We start from the raw sequence: 14,770 nt of genomic DNA, 5'->3' as shown, positions 1-14,770 counted from the left end.
TACCGCTTTCTCCCGTGCCAGTCCTCCGCCAGGGGGAAGGATGACCGACACGCACTATCGAATGCGGCGCATTAACTGCGGTACGGTCAGTTAAAACGGATTAAAAAAGCGGGTGCTTGCGCACCCGCTGTGTTCTGCGTGTAACCATCAAACTGCACCGTTTAGACGATGGCGACCTGCAGGTTATGCTGGACCAGCACATCACCCAGCGTGTTGTCATTGGCAAGCGCCGAATTATGGTAGACCTCATAGGCCTGGCCATTCAGCATACGCTCACCACTGATTTCCCAAACGCCACCATCGCTATTGACCAGCGTGACCTGACTGCCGTCTGCGCCTTTAATCATCAAATCATCGCTCTGGTTGTCTGTAAGCGTAAGCGCCTCATTCAGATCAAGTTTGACCGAATTGGTGCCACTTTTACCCAGATCGAGAATTTCAATGTTTTCGACTTTCAGGCCAAGCGCAGTCAGATCCAGCGTGATGTGATCACCGCCCAGCACCAGGGTATCGGTACCGGCACCGCCATCAATATGGCTGAAATTCAGATCGTTGACGGTCACGGTATCGGCACCACTGCTGCCGCTTACCGTCGCCCCTTCAATCTGTCTGCCATCTTCCAGCGTAATCACCACCCCACCAATACTGTAAGCCTCCTCCGTTATGGGGGTTTCAGGCACGACAACGGCTTGCTCCGCGACATTCACCGACTCGGTACTGCTGGTCGGCACCACCGTATCGGCTTCCGTGGTCAGTGTAGAGACGGCATGGAGCGCCGGTGCTGTTTCCTCGCCAGACTGACTGTGATGCTGCGTTTCCAGACTGGCCGCCGTAACACTTTCGTCCGACACCGCGAAGGTGGCAAACGACTCCGCCGACAGCGTGGTCGTGGCAGGCAACAATGCCCCCAGCAACAGCGTGTTTGTGGTGGTAAAGCTGTTACCGGCCACATCCGTAATGGTCACTTTCGCCAGCGTATTCACTGACAGCAAGAGTCCCCCTACAGAAAGCAGTGACGAGGCAAAATTAGCCGAGTAACGTCCCAGAGCATCGGTAGTCGTATTGATGGTTGGCCCGTTACTGCCGTTCGCCAGCAGCAGCGTCACGCTGACTCTGGAACCCTGGGCTGCGTTCAGCGATCCGCCCTGCACCGTCAAACCCGTCAACAGTGCGGTCACGACGCTGAGCACCGGATCCACCCCGACGACAGGCTGGTTGTGCGACAACGCGGTAAAGGCACTGGTCGTCGTGGTGCTGTTACCGCCGATATCCGTGACAGTGACCGCGACCGAATGGCTGCCGTCCGAAATGCCTTTCAGTGTGGCTGACGGTACGCTAACGCTCCAGGTGCCGTTTGCGCCTACAGTGGTGGTCAGAATATTACCTGCCACGTTAACGGTCACGCTCCCGCCGACAGCATTACTGCTGGTGCCGCTGATGGTTTCAGCAATATTGGATTCAGAGATGTTCAGATAACCATCACCGCCAAAGTAGCTGTTCACCCCAACGGTCGGCGTACTGCGGCTGGCGACGCCCAGCGAAGCAGACGCGCTGCCGCTGTTGCCGATACCATTGGTGACGCTGGCGGTAACGGTATAGAGTCCGTCCGCAATCGCCGCCAGGTTTGTTGCGGAGATCGGCAGGCTCCAGGTCCCGTTACTGTTTACCGACGTAGTAAAGGTCTGGGTACCGATGGTGACCTGCACCAGCGATCCTTCCGCGTTAGTGGCCGTCCCGCTAATCGTCTGCGTGGTTTTCACATCTGCGACGCTCAGCGCGTTGTCACCAAACAGGGAGGTAATGGTTAACGCCGGCGCACTGTTACTGATGACGCTCAGGTTGCCCGAACCGGACACGGTATTACCGTTAAGGTCGGTCCCTGTCACGGCAACAGTTTTCGCACCATCGCTGATGCTCAGCAGATCGGCCTTCGGTACGCTGATCGTCCACCCACCGCCGCTCACCACTTTGGTGGAGTAGGTCACGCCGTTTAACGTGGCGCTGACGGTTGCGCCCGCTGACAGTGACGACGACCCACTGATGGTCTGATTAGTTGAAAGGTCTGCGGCGCTCAGGACACCGTCGCCAAACACCGTATTGACCGTCAGAGTTGGCTGCGTCACGGCCAGCTGCACGCCTGCGCTGGTGGAGGTGGTGTTACCGACCGCATCCGTTACCGATGCACTGACCGTAAAGTTGCCGCCAAGCAGTGTCGAAAGAACTGCCGGGCTTAACGAAGCAGAGAACGTGCCGTCCGCATTCACCACCGCCGTCGCCGTGGTGTTGCCAATCGCCAGGCGCACGGTGCTGCCCGCCGCCACGCCGGTTGCGGTCCCCGTAATGGTCTGCGTCACGAGCGACTCGGCAATATTAAGCACACCGTCGCCAAACAGCGGGTTCAGCGTCACTTTCGGCAGATTGTTAATGCCTACGGTCGCCGTGGCCGAGCTGCTGCTGGTATTGCCTGCGGCATCGGTGACGCTGACGCCTACAGTGAGCGTGCCGTCGGACAAGCCTTTCAGCAAAGTCGGCGTTAAGCCGAGGCTGAAGTTGCCGCTGGCATCGGTGACGGTCACGAGCTGCTGGCCCGCAATCGTCACAACCACGCGAGATCCGGCTTCCGCCCCGGTTACCGCGCCGCTAATCGTCTGCCCCGCCAGGGCATCAGCTACATTCAGCAACGTATCCCCAAACAGCGGATTGAGGGTGATGGTTGGTACCACGGTATCGACGCGAATGCCCGCGCTGGTCGAGGCCGTATTCCCGGCAGCATCGGTAACCGTTGCCCCGATGGTGAGGTTGCCCTGCGCCAGCGTGCCGAGGATATCTGGCGTCACCGTTGCGGAGAAGGTGCCGTTCGCTCCCACCACTGCGTTAATCTGCGAGGCGCCTACCGTAAGCGTGACTGTCGAACCTGCTGCGACGTTGTTGACCACGCCGCTGAGCGTCTGACTGGTCGCAATGTCGGCCAGGTTAAGCACACCATCACCGAACAGTGAGGTCAGACTGATAGTCGGCGTCTGGGTGAAAATGCCAATGGTGGTACTGTTGCTGGCCACGTTGCCGACAGCATCAATCACGCTGACGCCCAGTGTCTGGTTACCCGCCGTCAGCGCCGTCAGGTCGGCAGCAGGCAGCGTCAGACTCCAGCTTCCATTGGTGCCCACTGCGGTGGTGTAGGTGCGGGTGCCTAACGTCACCGTCACCTGCGATCCCGCCGCCGCATTTTCGATCGTACCGCCAATCTGTTGGTTGACGGCCGCTTCGGCAATATTCAGCAAGTTGTCGCCACCAAACAAGCCGGTCAGGGTTCCCACAACGGGTACGGCATCGACAATGGCCGTCACGGTTTCCCCCACGGTACGGACGTTGCCCGCAGCATCTGTCAGGGTGACGTCCAGCGCCAGCTGACCATCACTGATCAAACCCAGTACATTCGGTGGAACCACAATGGCCCATTTGCCATCCTGTCCGACCGCGCTGGTCAGCGTTGTGCCACCAATCGTGACCGCGACAGTCGCGCCCACGCCGGCCGATGTGGCCGTGCCGGTAATGGTCTGTGCAATCGTGGTATTGATCGCACTGAGTGTGCCGTCACCAAACACAGAGTCGACCACCAGATTTAACGCCGCGTTCACCAGCTTGTTGACGGTGATCGTCGCATCGGTTTGGTTGCCTGCAACATCGCTGACGCGAAGACCAAAGACCAGCGGACCATCGTTAAGGCTGGCCAGCACGTCAGGCGTTAAGTCAATGCTCCAGGCACCGTCAGCACCGATAACCGCCGTAGCGATCGGCGCACCATCACCCACGAACAGGGAAATGGTTTGGCCCTCTTCTGCGCCCGTTGTGCGACCGGTCAGGACCTGACTGGTTGTGATATCGGCTGCATTAATCAGGTTGTCGCCCAGGAAGGCGTCAGTCTGAATCAATGGTGCGGTCGTATCTACAGTCACGGTGCGGTCGACGGAAGTCACGTTGCCCGCAGCATCGCTGAGCTGGGCATTGATGACCGTTTGACCCTCGGCGAGTGCCTGCATATCACTGGCCGGTACGCTGGTTGACCAGGTGCCGTCAGTCTGCACGACGGCGGTGTAGGTTTTGCCGTTGAGCGTCACCGTTACTGCGCGGCCCGCCTCACTGGTGTCCGAGGTACCGCTAATGGTCTGGCGTACCTGAGTTTCGCCGTCGTTAATGACATTGTCACCCGCAAAGTCATTGATAGTGAGTGACGGCGGTGTCAGATCCAACTGCACGGTGCCAGTGGCCGTGACGGTTTCCGAACCATTGGTCGCGTTGACCGTAATGGTGACCGGCCCGTCGGTGGTGCCGAAATCGGCGACGGACAGCGCTCCCGTCGTCCAGTTGCCGTTCGCATCCAGCGTGGTGGCGTAAGGGGTCCCGTTGATGACAATGCTGACCTCGCCGGTAGCACCCAGGTTTTGCGATGTTCCGCTCAGCACGACACCATTTGCCTGATCGACCGTACTGATGATGTTGTCACCCGATACGGTGCCCAGCGTGACCAGCGGTCCCGGCGGTGGCGTCAGATCAACCGGAACTGACAGTTCCTGCGTCACCGGGTTACCGGCCTGATCGCTGACGGTCAGCGTCAGTGTGGTAGTCGGCTGCGTAAAGTCACGCATTTGTTCAGGCGTCAGTGTGAGGCTCCAGCTTCCGTCTGCCCCAACGATGCCCGTGCCCAGCACCGTGCCCGCAAGGGAAACGGTCAACGAAGTCCCGATTTCAGCCCCTGTTACTACGCCACTCAGCACCTGCGGCTGAACACTTTCGGCGTAATCCAGCCCGTCATCCCCTGCAAAGGCCACCGTGGTGATCACAGGTGCGGTAGTATCAATGGTCAGCGTCTCTGTAAGGATGGCACTGTTGCCAGCCGCATCCGTCGCGACCACAGAAAGACTGTAATTTCCGTCGGTATAACCTTGCAGATCGGCTGTGCTCAGGGCTAATGTCCAACTGCCATCTGCCTGTACCACCGCATCGAAGCTTGTCCCTCCTAAGGTGACCACAACCGTCTGCCCTTCACCGGGTTCCCCTGTGCTACCGGTCAGGGTGACGCCATTCGCGACATCCGCTGAATTAATAAAACCGTCACGTGCGAGCGGGGCCACGGTTGGCACCGGTGTCGTCAGATCGGCCGTGAAGTTAAACTGGGCAGTACCCGGGTTGCCGGTAGCATCAACGACGTTAACGGTGACGGTATACGGACCGCTCCCTAACGAATTTAACGCATTCGGCGGAATCGTCACGCTCCAGTTGCCATCGTTATCGACCGTGCCGGGATAGCTGATGCCGTCCAGATTCACGATAATGCTGACGGCCTGATTTGCGCCGCTGCTGCCCGTCGTTCCCGTCAGCGTGACGCCAGCGGCGGCCTCACTGATGCTCAGCACATTGTCGCCACCAAACTGCGTGGCCGCAAAAGTCGGCACGGGCGCCGTCACCGCGGTCACCACGTTTAATGTGGTGTTGTCGGTGTTCCCCGCACTATCGGCTGCACTCACCGTAATGACATGGCTACCGTTAGGAATTTGCGCCATCTGATCCGGGGTCAGCGTGAGCGACCAGCTTCCGTCATTCTGCACGACCGCATTCAGCGGTTCGTCATTGTTGAAGCCGCTGATCACCACCGTAACGGTTTGCCCCGCGCCACTGATGCCGGTGGTACCGGTCAGGGTCTGGTCCTGTGTCGCCTCAGTGGCATTCAGCGCACCATCGCCAAACGGCAGATTGAGACTCACATTCGGCAGCGTTTGCACAGCGACAATGATGTTGTCAACGGTGCTGGCCGTATTGCCATTGACGTCGGTGACGGTGATCGTCACCGGCCAGGTCCCATCCGGCAGCGTTTGCAGGACGCTCGCGGGCAGATCCAGTGACCAGGTGCCGTCGCCGTTAATGGCAGCCGCATAGAGCGTCCCGTTGACCGTAACGGTCACGGCGGCGGCGTTATCATTATTCAGATCGCCACTCAGGCTACCGCCAGCCTGCGCCTCGGCCGCGTTAATGCGTCCATCGCCAAACGGCGTATCAAGCGTAGGCGCGGCAATCGGTGCGGTTGCCGTCGTGAAATCCTGTGTGGTCGTCACCGAGGTATTGCCTGCCCGATCGGTCGTCACGATACTCAGGGTATGGCTGCCATCGGCCAGCCCCGCCATGACTTCCGGCGTCAGGCTGGCTGTCCAGTTACCCTGGGCGTCAACGGATACCGTCAGCGGTGTGCCGTCCACAGTCACGTTCACGGTTTGCCCGTCGCTCAGTGGTGTGGTGCCGTTAATCAGCTGTACTGACGCAGCTTCACTGGCATTGATGACGTTGTCGCCAAACAGCGTTTCCGCAACCGTTGGCGTCGCTGGTGGCGTCAGTATGATCTCAACGCCGACGGATGCTTCTGCCGGATTGCCCGCCACATCACTGGCCGTCACCTGCACCTGCGTCACGCCATCGGGTAAACCGCTGAGCGCGTCCGGTGCCAGATTGAGCGTCCAGATACCGTTGGCAGCGACCGTCGTGGTAAAGGGTTGATCCCCAATTGTGACGGTGATTTCGCTGCCTTCGGCCAGATTGGTGGCTGTGCCCGTCAGCGTCAACGCACCCGCAGCCTCTGCCTGACTCAGCAGGCCATCGCCAAACGGGACGTCCAGCGTCAGGACAGGTACGTTTCTGATCGCCACATCCAGCGTCGTGCTGCTGTCGGTCGCGACGTTACCGCTGGTGTCCGTTGCCGTCACGGTGACAGTCTGAACACCATCAGTCAGCGCTTGCAGATCCGCTGCCGGGATGGCCAGCGTCCAGGCACCGTTTCCGTCGGCCAGGGCGGTGTAACTGATTTGATTTAGCGTCACGCTAATCTGTGCGCCAGGCGCACTGTTACCGGTGACCGTCAGATCCTGGAGCGATTCGGCCTGATTCAGCGACGTGCCTGCGCTCAGGGTAATATCGACCAGCGATGGCAGGGTCGTTTCGATGGCGACATTATGGCTGGCCTCCGCAGGATTGCCCGCAGCATCATTCGCCGTCACCACAAAGGCCTGTTCTGTCCCGGACGGCAGATCAGCAAGGGCATCGGCGGGCACGGTTACGCGCCAGTTGCCGTTGGCATCAATGGTGGTCGGGTACGCAATACCGTTAACGGTCAGCGTAACAGGCGTCCCTTCTGCCAGTAGCCTGCTGCTGCCCGTCACCTCCAGCGCCGTTCCGGCTTCGGTTGCGTTGATGATGTCGTCCGCTGCCACTACATCTACGCTAAGCGTTGGCTGCGCCGCCTCGCTGGCGATGACAGTGAGGCTGGCAGTGCTGCTGGCAGGATTGCCCGCCGTATCGCTCGCCACCACCACCACAGACAACGCACCATCTGGCAGCGCGCCAGCATCACCCGCAGGAACGGTCACGTTCCAGCTGCCGTCTGCCTGAACGGCACCGGTGTAGCTCTGACCGTTCAGGGTGACAGTCACAACCTGCCCCGCCGTCAGGTTCGTGCTGCCACCGCTGATGGTGAAATCCGCAGCGGCTTCTGCCCGGTTCAGTAAGTTATCGCCGCTGACGGTATCGACTGTCAGCACGGGCAATGACGCGCTGTCGGCGACGCGGGTCAGATTTTGCGTCAGCGTGGTCTGGTTACCCGCCGCATCTGTCAGGGTAATATCCAACGCATACGTGCCATCCGGTAAGCCCTGCATGACGCTGGCAGGAATATTGACCTGCCAGCTTCCATCCTGAAGCACCAGCGTCTGATAAGTCTGGCCTTGTAAGGTCACGGTAACCGTTTGCCCTTCATCAGCCAGCGATGCCGTGCCGGAAACCGGGATGGTCTGCAGCACCTCCACTGCATTGATTTGATTATCTCCGGTAACCGGCGTCAGAGTCAGTTCAGGCGGCGTGAAATCCACCGTGATGTTACTGTCCAGGCTGCCCGTGTTACCCGCCGCGTCAGTCACATTGACGACAATGGGATTGACACCTTCTGTCAGTGCCTGAAGGACATCACTACCCAGAGTCAGAGACCAGTTACCCTGTGCATCCACTGTCGCGCTGTAATCATTTCCCCCCACGGTCACCGTGACGGTCTGACCTGCGCCAGAAGCGCCGGTGGTGCCGCTGAGTGTCTGGTCAGTCGTGGACTCGATCTGGTTCAGATAGCCGTCTGTGAAAGGTGTAACGATACTGATCGGCAGACTGTTCGTTGATACGGTAATCTCGCGGGTTTCTGTCACGCTGTTTCCGGCCAGATCGCTGACGGTCACGGCCAGTGCATAGCTGCCTGCGGGAATACCTTCCAGTGCGCCAGCGGGCAATGTAAAGCTCCAGTTGCCTTCGGCGTCAACTGCCGTGGTCCATACCTGATTGTTTAAGGCGATCGTTACCACCTGACCTTCCCCGGCATCACTGCTGCCGCTGAGCACAATCGGTCCGGTGCTCTCGGTCGGGTCGACAACATCATCACCTGTCACCGGATCCAGCGTCAGGCCTGGCGGGGTGAGATCCACCTCGACAGTGCCCGCAACGGAACGGCTGTTACCGGCCGCATCCGTGACCGTCACCGTATAGCCGGTGCTGCCCTCAGTCAGAGCGGTAAGCGCATCAGCAGGCAGCGTAACGCGCCAGTTGCCGTTTGCGTCCACGGTTCCGCTGTAGATATTACCGTTAAAGGTGACGTTAACGGTTTGCCCAACGCCACTCACGCCAGTTGTGCCGTTCAGCGCCTGCGCACTGGTGACATCGTCTGCATTAATCACGCCGCCATCAAAAGCATTAATAACGACAGGGTTGGGTACATTGTTAATGGCCACGTTCAGCGTACCTGAGCTGCTGAGTACGGCCCCCGTGGTATCCGTAGCCGATACGGTCAACGTGGTCGGCCCATCCGTCAGGCTTGCCAGATCGGCAGGTGGGATCACAATGTTCCAGGTTCCGGTGGCTGAAACCGTGCCGGTATACGTGACGCCATTGAACACCAGCGTAACCGTGCTGTCGGGCGCGACATTGACCGTGGTTCCGCTAACAATCAGCGGGTCGGTTGCCTCACCGGCATTCAGATAGTTATCGTCGCTCAGGGGGGCCAGCGCGATGCCTGAGGCATTGCTGTTGAGCGTCAGATCCAGACTGCCAGTGGCGGTATTGCCTGCGGCATCACTGACGGCCACGGTGTAACTGGCGCTGCCGTCAGCCAGCGAAGCGAGGACCTCTGCCGGAACAGTCAGTTGCCAGGTGCCATCCCCCAATACTGTGCCGCTGAAAACATCGCTGCCTACAGTGAGGGTGACGGTCTGACCCTGCTCGACATTCGTAGTGGTGCCGGACAGCACCTGACTGACCTGACGCTCTGCGCCATCGACGACATTATCGCCTGCGAAGGGATTCAGGGTTAACGTTGGCAGCGAAGCCGCATCCGCTTTTACCGTCAGGTTACTGGTATTGGTAGAGACGTTACCGGCACTGTCTGTCGCCGTCACCGTTAAGGTATAGCTACCGTCAGACAATCCACTCAACGCAGCATCCGGTACATTCAGCGTCCAGGTGCCATCTGTATTAGCCGTTGTTGTGACGGTTGTACCATTAAACGAGGCGACGATGGTCGCACCGTTTTCACTGGTGCCGGTCAGCACAAGAGGCTGCTGAATTTCCGTGGCGTTGAGTACGCCATCGCCAGAAGGCGTGGCAACCTGCAGCACCGGCGGCACGGTATCCACCGTGACGGAGCCAGAGGCCGTACTGGTGTTGCCGGCAATATCGGTGAGCGTGACGGTATAAGGTACCGTTCCCTGATCCAGCGCAGCGAGGATGCCTGACGGAATGCTCACCTGCCAGTTACCTGCACCATCTACCGTGCCGTTATAGTCAACCCCATTGAAGTTGACGACAACGCCTTGCCCGGCACCGGTCACACCGCTGTTGCCCGTAATCGTGCCGTTGGCCGTGGCTTCAGCGCCATTCAGCACGCCATCACCAAAGGCGACGCCAGCCGTTGCGATCGGCAGATCGGTAGCAAAGACGTTAATATTCGTTGTATTGGTGGCAAGCGTGTTACCACCGGCATCGGTGATAGTGGTAATGACCGGCAGAGCACCGTTTGGCAGTTCAGCCAGTGAACCGGCAGGCAGCGTCACCGTCCAGTTGCCCTGCGCATCGACCGTGCCGGTATAGCTGGTGCCATTAACACTAACGGTTACCTGACTGCCCGCAGGAATGTTGATTGTGGTGCCACTCAACACGACATCGCTGGCCACATCCTCAACATTGAGGTAGTTATTTGTCCCTACAGGCGACAGCGCAACGCTGCTGCCCGTATTGTCCACCGTAAAGGCCAGCTCGGCACTGCTGGTGTTCCCGACGGCGTTTACGACCTCAACGGTCAGCGTCTGCGCACCATTCGGCAAGCCGGACAATGCGGTGGACGGCAGCGTGATTTGCCAGTTACCGTTGGGCTCTACTGTCCCCGTGTAGGTCACGCCATTCAGGGTGACGCTAACCTGTTGTCCCGCCTCAACATTGGTTGTGGTGCCGGTAAGGGTTTGTGGCTGCTGCTGTTCGGCACCATCCAGAATGCCATCGCCAGCAAAACTACCCGAATTAACCGTAATCGTAGGCTGGACTTCTGGTGCCGTCGCGACATTCAGATCGCTGGTGAACGTCGTCTGGCTGCCATTGGCATTCGTCACCGTGACCGTAAACGGATTGCTGCCTGACGGTAATGCAGCGAGATCAGACTGGTCAACTCTCAAAGACCAGCGGCCATTGGAGGCCACCAGCGTCCGGTAAAATCTGCCGTTGAGCGAGAGTGTGACCTGATCGCCATTCTGGCCGGTACCATTCAGGATCAGTGGCTGTGTCAGATCGCTGACGCTTAGCGTGTTATCGCCGCCCACGGGATCAACGCCCAGCACAGGTGACTGGGTATCCACCGTGAGGTTATTTGTCTGGGTAACCACGTTGCCAGCCTGATCAACCACACTGACAACCAGTGGGTTATTCCCCTGCGGTAAGGCAGACAGATCGGTGGCAGGAATCGTCGTACTCCAGCTGCCGTCCGTATTAACCGGAACGTTGTAGGTGTTGCCGCCGAGTTGAATCTGTACCTGTTGTCCGTCACCGGTAATGCCGGTATTCCCGCTCAGTACCTGATCGCTGGCGGCGTCCAGATTATTAAGGACACCATCGCTGATCGCGCCGCTGTCGAGGTTAACAGCAGGCAATGTTGTGGCCTGCAGGATCACGTCAGCTGTGCCGGTCACGAGGTTACCGTTAGCATCCACGGTGCTGACGGTAATCGATTTCAGCCCGTCTGCTACGCCGTCAAAAGCGGCTGCAGGCATCGTGACCGACCATAATCCGTCGCCATCTACGGTACCGTTGTAATTGACACCGTTAAAGTTAACCGCAATCTGCTGACCCGGTGTCCCACCAAGGAACGCACCCTTAACGATAACGCCCTGGCTGGCTTCCAGCGCATTAATAAAACCATCTCCGCCCAGCGGTTGGGTAATCGTCAGCGATCCCGGCGTCCCCGCTGCGGGTTCAACGATAATGTCCTGGTTGCCCGTCGCGATGTCTCCGGCATTGTTAGCCACGCTGACGGCAATTGTCGTCGTGCCCGCCGCTAATGCGCCCAGCGCTGACGACGGCACCGTCACGCTCCAGCCGCCGTCCTGGCCCACCGTGGTGGTATAGGTCTGCCCGCCCAGGGTCACGGTCACGGTCTGGCCCGGCTCCACATTGACGGTGGTGCCGGACAGAATCTGATCCGTTGCTTTTTCTGCATTATCCAGCACGTTGTCTCCGGCGAAAGGATCGACGGTCAACGTCGGATCGCCGGGCTGTGTTGCCGGTGCCTCCACGGTGATGGTTTCGGCAGTCGTGGCCGCGGTGCCCGCCGCGTTGCTCACCGTCGCCTCGATGGTTGCCGTGCCCGCCGCCAGCGCCTGCAGCGCCGCCGCCGGCACCGTCACGCTCCAGCTGCCGTCCTGACCCACCGTGGCGGTGTAGGTCTGCCCGCCCAGCGTCACGGTCACGGTCTGGCCCGGCTCCACGTTGCTGGTAACGCCTGAAATGAGCTGATCCGACGTTTTTTCGTCGTTATCCAGTACGTTGTCCCCGGCAAACGGCGCAAGAGCCACCGTCGGATCGCCGGGCTGTGTTGCCGGTGCCTCCACGGTGATGGTTTCGGCAGTCGTGGCCGCGGTGCCCGCCGCGTTGCTCACCGTCGCCTCGATGGTTGCTGTGCCCGCCGCCAGCGCCTGCAGCGCCGCCGCCGGCACCGTCACGCTCCAGCTGCCGTCCTGACCCACCGTGGCGGTGTAGGTCTGCCCGCCCAGCGTCACGGTCACGGTCTGGCCCGGCTCCACGTTGCTGGTAACGCCTGAAATGAGCTGATCCGACGTTTTTTCGTCGTTATCCAGTACGTTGTCCCCGGCAAAGGGCGCAAGGGTCACCGTCGGATCGCCCGGCGAGGTCACCGGCGCCTCCACGGTGATGGCCTGGGTCTGGGTGGCCGCGGTGCCCGCCGCGTTGCTCACCGTCGCCTCAATGGTCGTTGTGCCCGCCGCCAGTGCCTGCAGCGCCGCCGCCGGCACCGTCACGCTCCAGCTGCCGTCCTGGCCCACCGTGGCGGTGTAGGTCTGTCCGCCCAGCGTCACGGTCACGGTCTGGCCCGGCTCGACGTTGGCGGTGATGCCCGAGACGGTCTGATCCGTGGCCTTCTCCGCGTTGTCCAGAATGTTGTCCCCGGCAAAGGGCGCGAGGGTCACCGTCGGATCGCCCGGCGAGGTCACCGGCGCTTCCACGGTGATGGCCTGGGTCTGGGTGGTCGCGGTGCCCGCCGCGTTGCTCACCGTGACCGCGATGGTCGTTGTGCCCGCCGCCAGCGCCTGCAGCGCCGCCGCCGGCACCGTCACGCTCCAGCTGCCGTCCTGGCCCACCGTGGCGGTGTAGGTCTGTCCGCCCAGCGTCACGGTCACGGTCTGGCCCGGCTCCACGTTGGCGGTGATGCCCGAAACGGTCTGATCCGTGGCCTTCTCCGCGTTGTCCAGAATGTTGTCCCCGGCAAAGGGCGCGAGGGTCACCGTCGGATCGCCCGGCGAGGTCACCGGCGCTTCCACGGTGATGGCCTGGGTCTGGGTGGTCGCGGTGCCCGCCGCGTTGCTCACCGTCGCCTCAATGGTCGTTGTGCCTGCCGCCAGCGCCTGCAGCGCCGCCGCCGGCACCGTCACGCTCCAGCTGCCGTCCTGGCCCACCGTGGCGGTGTAGGTCTGTCCGCCCAGGGTCACGGTCACGGTCTGGCCCGGCTCCACGTTGGCGGTGATGCCCGAGACGGTCTGATCCGTGGCCTTCTCCGCGTTGTCCAGAATGTTGTCCCCGGCAAAGGGCGCGAGGGTCACCGTCGGATCGCCCGGCGAGGTCACCGGCGCTTCCACGGTGATGGCCTGGGTCTGGGTGGCTGCGGTGCCCGCCGCGTTGCTCACCGTCGCCTCAATGGTCGCCGTGCCCGCCGCCAGCGCCTGCAGCGCCGCCGCCGGCACCGTCACGCTCCAGCTGCCGTCCTGGCCCACCGTGGCGGTGTAGGTCTGTCCGCCCAGGGTCACGGTCACGGTCTGGCCCGGCTCCACGTTGGCGGTGATGCCCGAGACGGTCTGATCCGTGGCCTTCTCCGCGTTGTCCAGAATGTTGTCCCCGGCAAAGGGCGCAAGGGTTACCGTCGGATCGCCCGGCGAGGTCACCGGCGCCTCCACGGTGATGGTTTCGGTAGTCGTGGCTGCGGTGCCCGCCGCGTTGCTCACCGTGACCGCGATGGTCGCCGTGCCCGCCGCCAGCGCCTGCAGCGCCGCCGCAGGCACCGTCACGCTCCAGCTGCCGTCTGTTCCTACCGTGGTGGTGTAGGTCTGTCCACCCAGCGTCACGGTGACGGTCTGGCCTGCCTCCACATTGGTTGTGGTGCCCGAAAGCGTTTGATCTGACGCCTTCTCGGTGTTGTCCAGCACGTTATCCCCGGCGAAAGGGTTGACGGTGAGCGTTGGCGCACCGGGCGTTCCCGGTGCGGCCGGATTGTCACCACCACCACCTCCTCCTCCGCCCCGACTGGTACCCAGTGCAACGCCCGCCAGACCAAGCAGGCCCACACCGCTGGCGGTCATTAGTCCGGTAGAAATATTGCTGTTATCAGCCAGGAGAAGGGGATCGACACTGTCGAGAGATTCATAGGTGGGCGTCATGGTTGTGGCGGCGTAATCTGTTGCGTCAACCGCCGTGGGGAAAAGCGCATGCTCTGGGGGATTCACACCATCGTCAAACACCAGTTCACTGTGATCGCCGGCAGCATCATCCAGAAAGAAGTTTTTATAGCGAACCGTGCTGCCGTCACGCATCTGAACGATAAGGTCATCACCCTGCCGTTGAAATTGCGTCACCACTTCACGTGTGCCGTTAATACGGACAACGCTGGGTTCACTGAGGGTAATCGTTTGTGCTGAGACGCCATCGACCTGTGAAATGAGCGTACCATTTGCACGGGAAATGATATCCACCCGAGTTTGAGTGATTTCTGCCATCTTGACCTTACTCCACCAGAGAAGCTAATTAACTGAAATGAAAACCATAAAAATAATTTATGGGTAACCTTTCCACGTTTTACTTGCTGCGAATCTGAAAACGTTTCAACCTGGCACGACAATAGGTAAAAAAATCAAGAGCGATGGCAAAAAATCTAAGCGAAGCGTAATAATTGTTTAAATTTTAATTAATCCGAACTTACTTTTGG

The 14,770-nt window shown here is 60.3% G+C and carries 1 protein-coding gene; it reads right to left on the bottom strand.

From position 1 onward, the window contains the following. Positions 1-161 precede the first annotated feature (161 nt). Positions 162-14,561, bottom strand: a complete 14,400-nt coding sequence (locus C1N58_RS04305) for an Ig-like domain-containing protein (RefSeq protein ID WP_394564625.1) — start codon at positions 14,559-14,561, stop codon at positions 162-164. Positions 14,562-14,770: the final 209 nt, after the last annotated feature.

It is taken from the genome of Pantoea sp. SGAir0180 (genome assembly GCF_043546245.1).
The sequence above is the reverse complement of the archived record's forward strand: the minus strand, read 5'-3'. Positions and strand labels throughout refer to the sequence as shown.

Coding starts and splice junctions, on each gene's coding strand:
- C1N58_RS04305 (WP_394564625.1), bottom strand. CDS start 14,561: ATGGCAGAAATCACTCAAACTCGGGTGGATATCATTTCCCGTGCAAAT.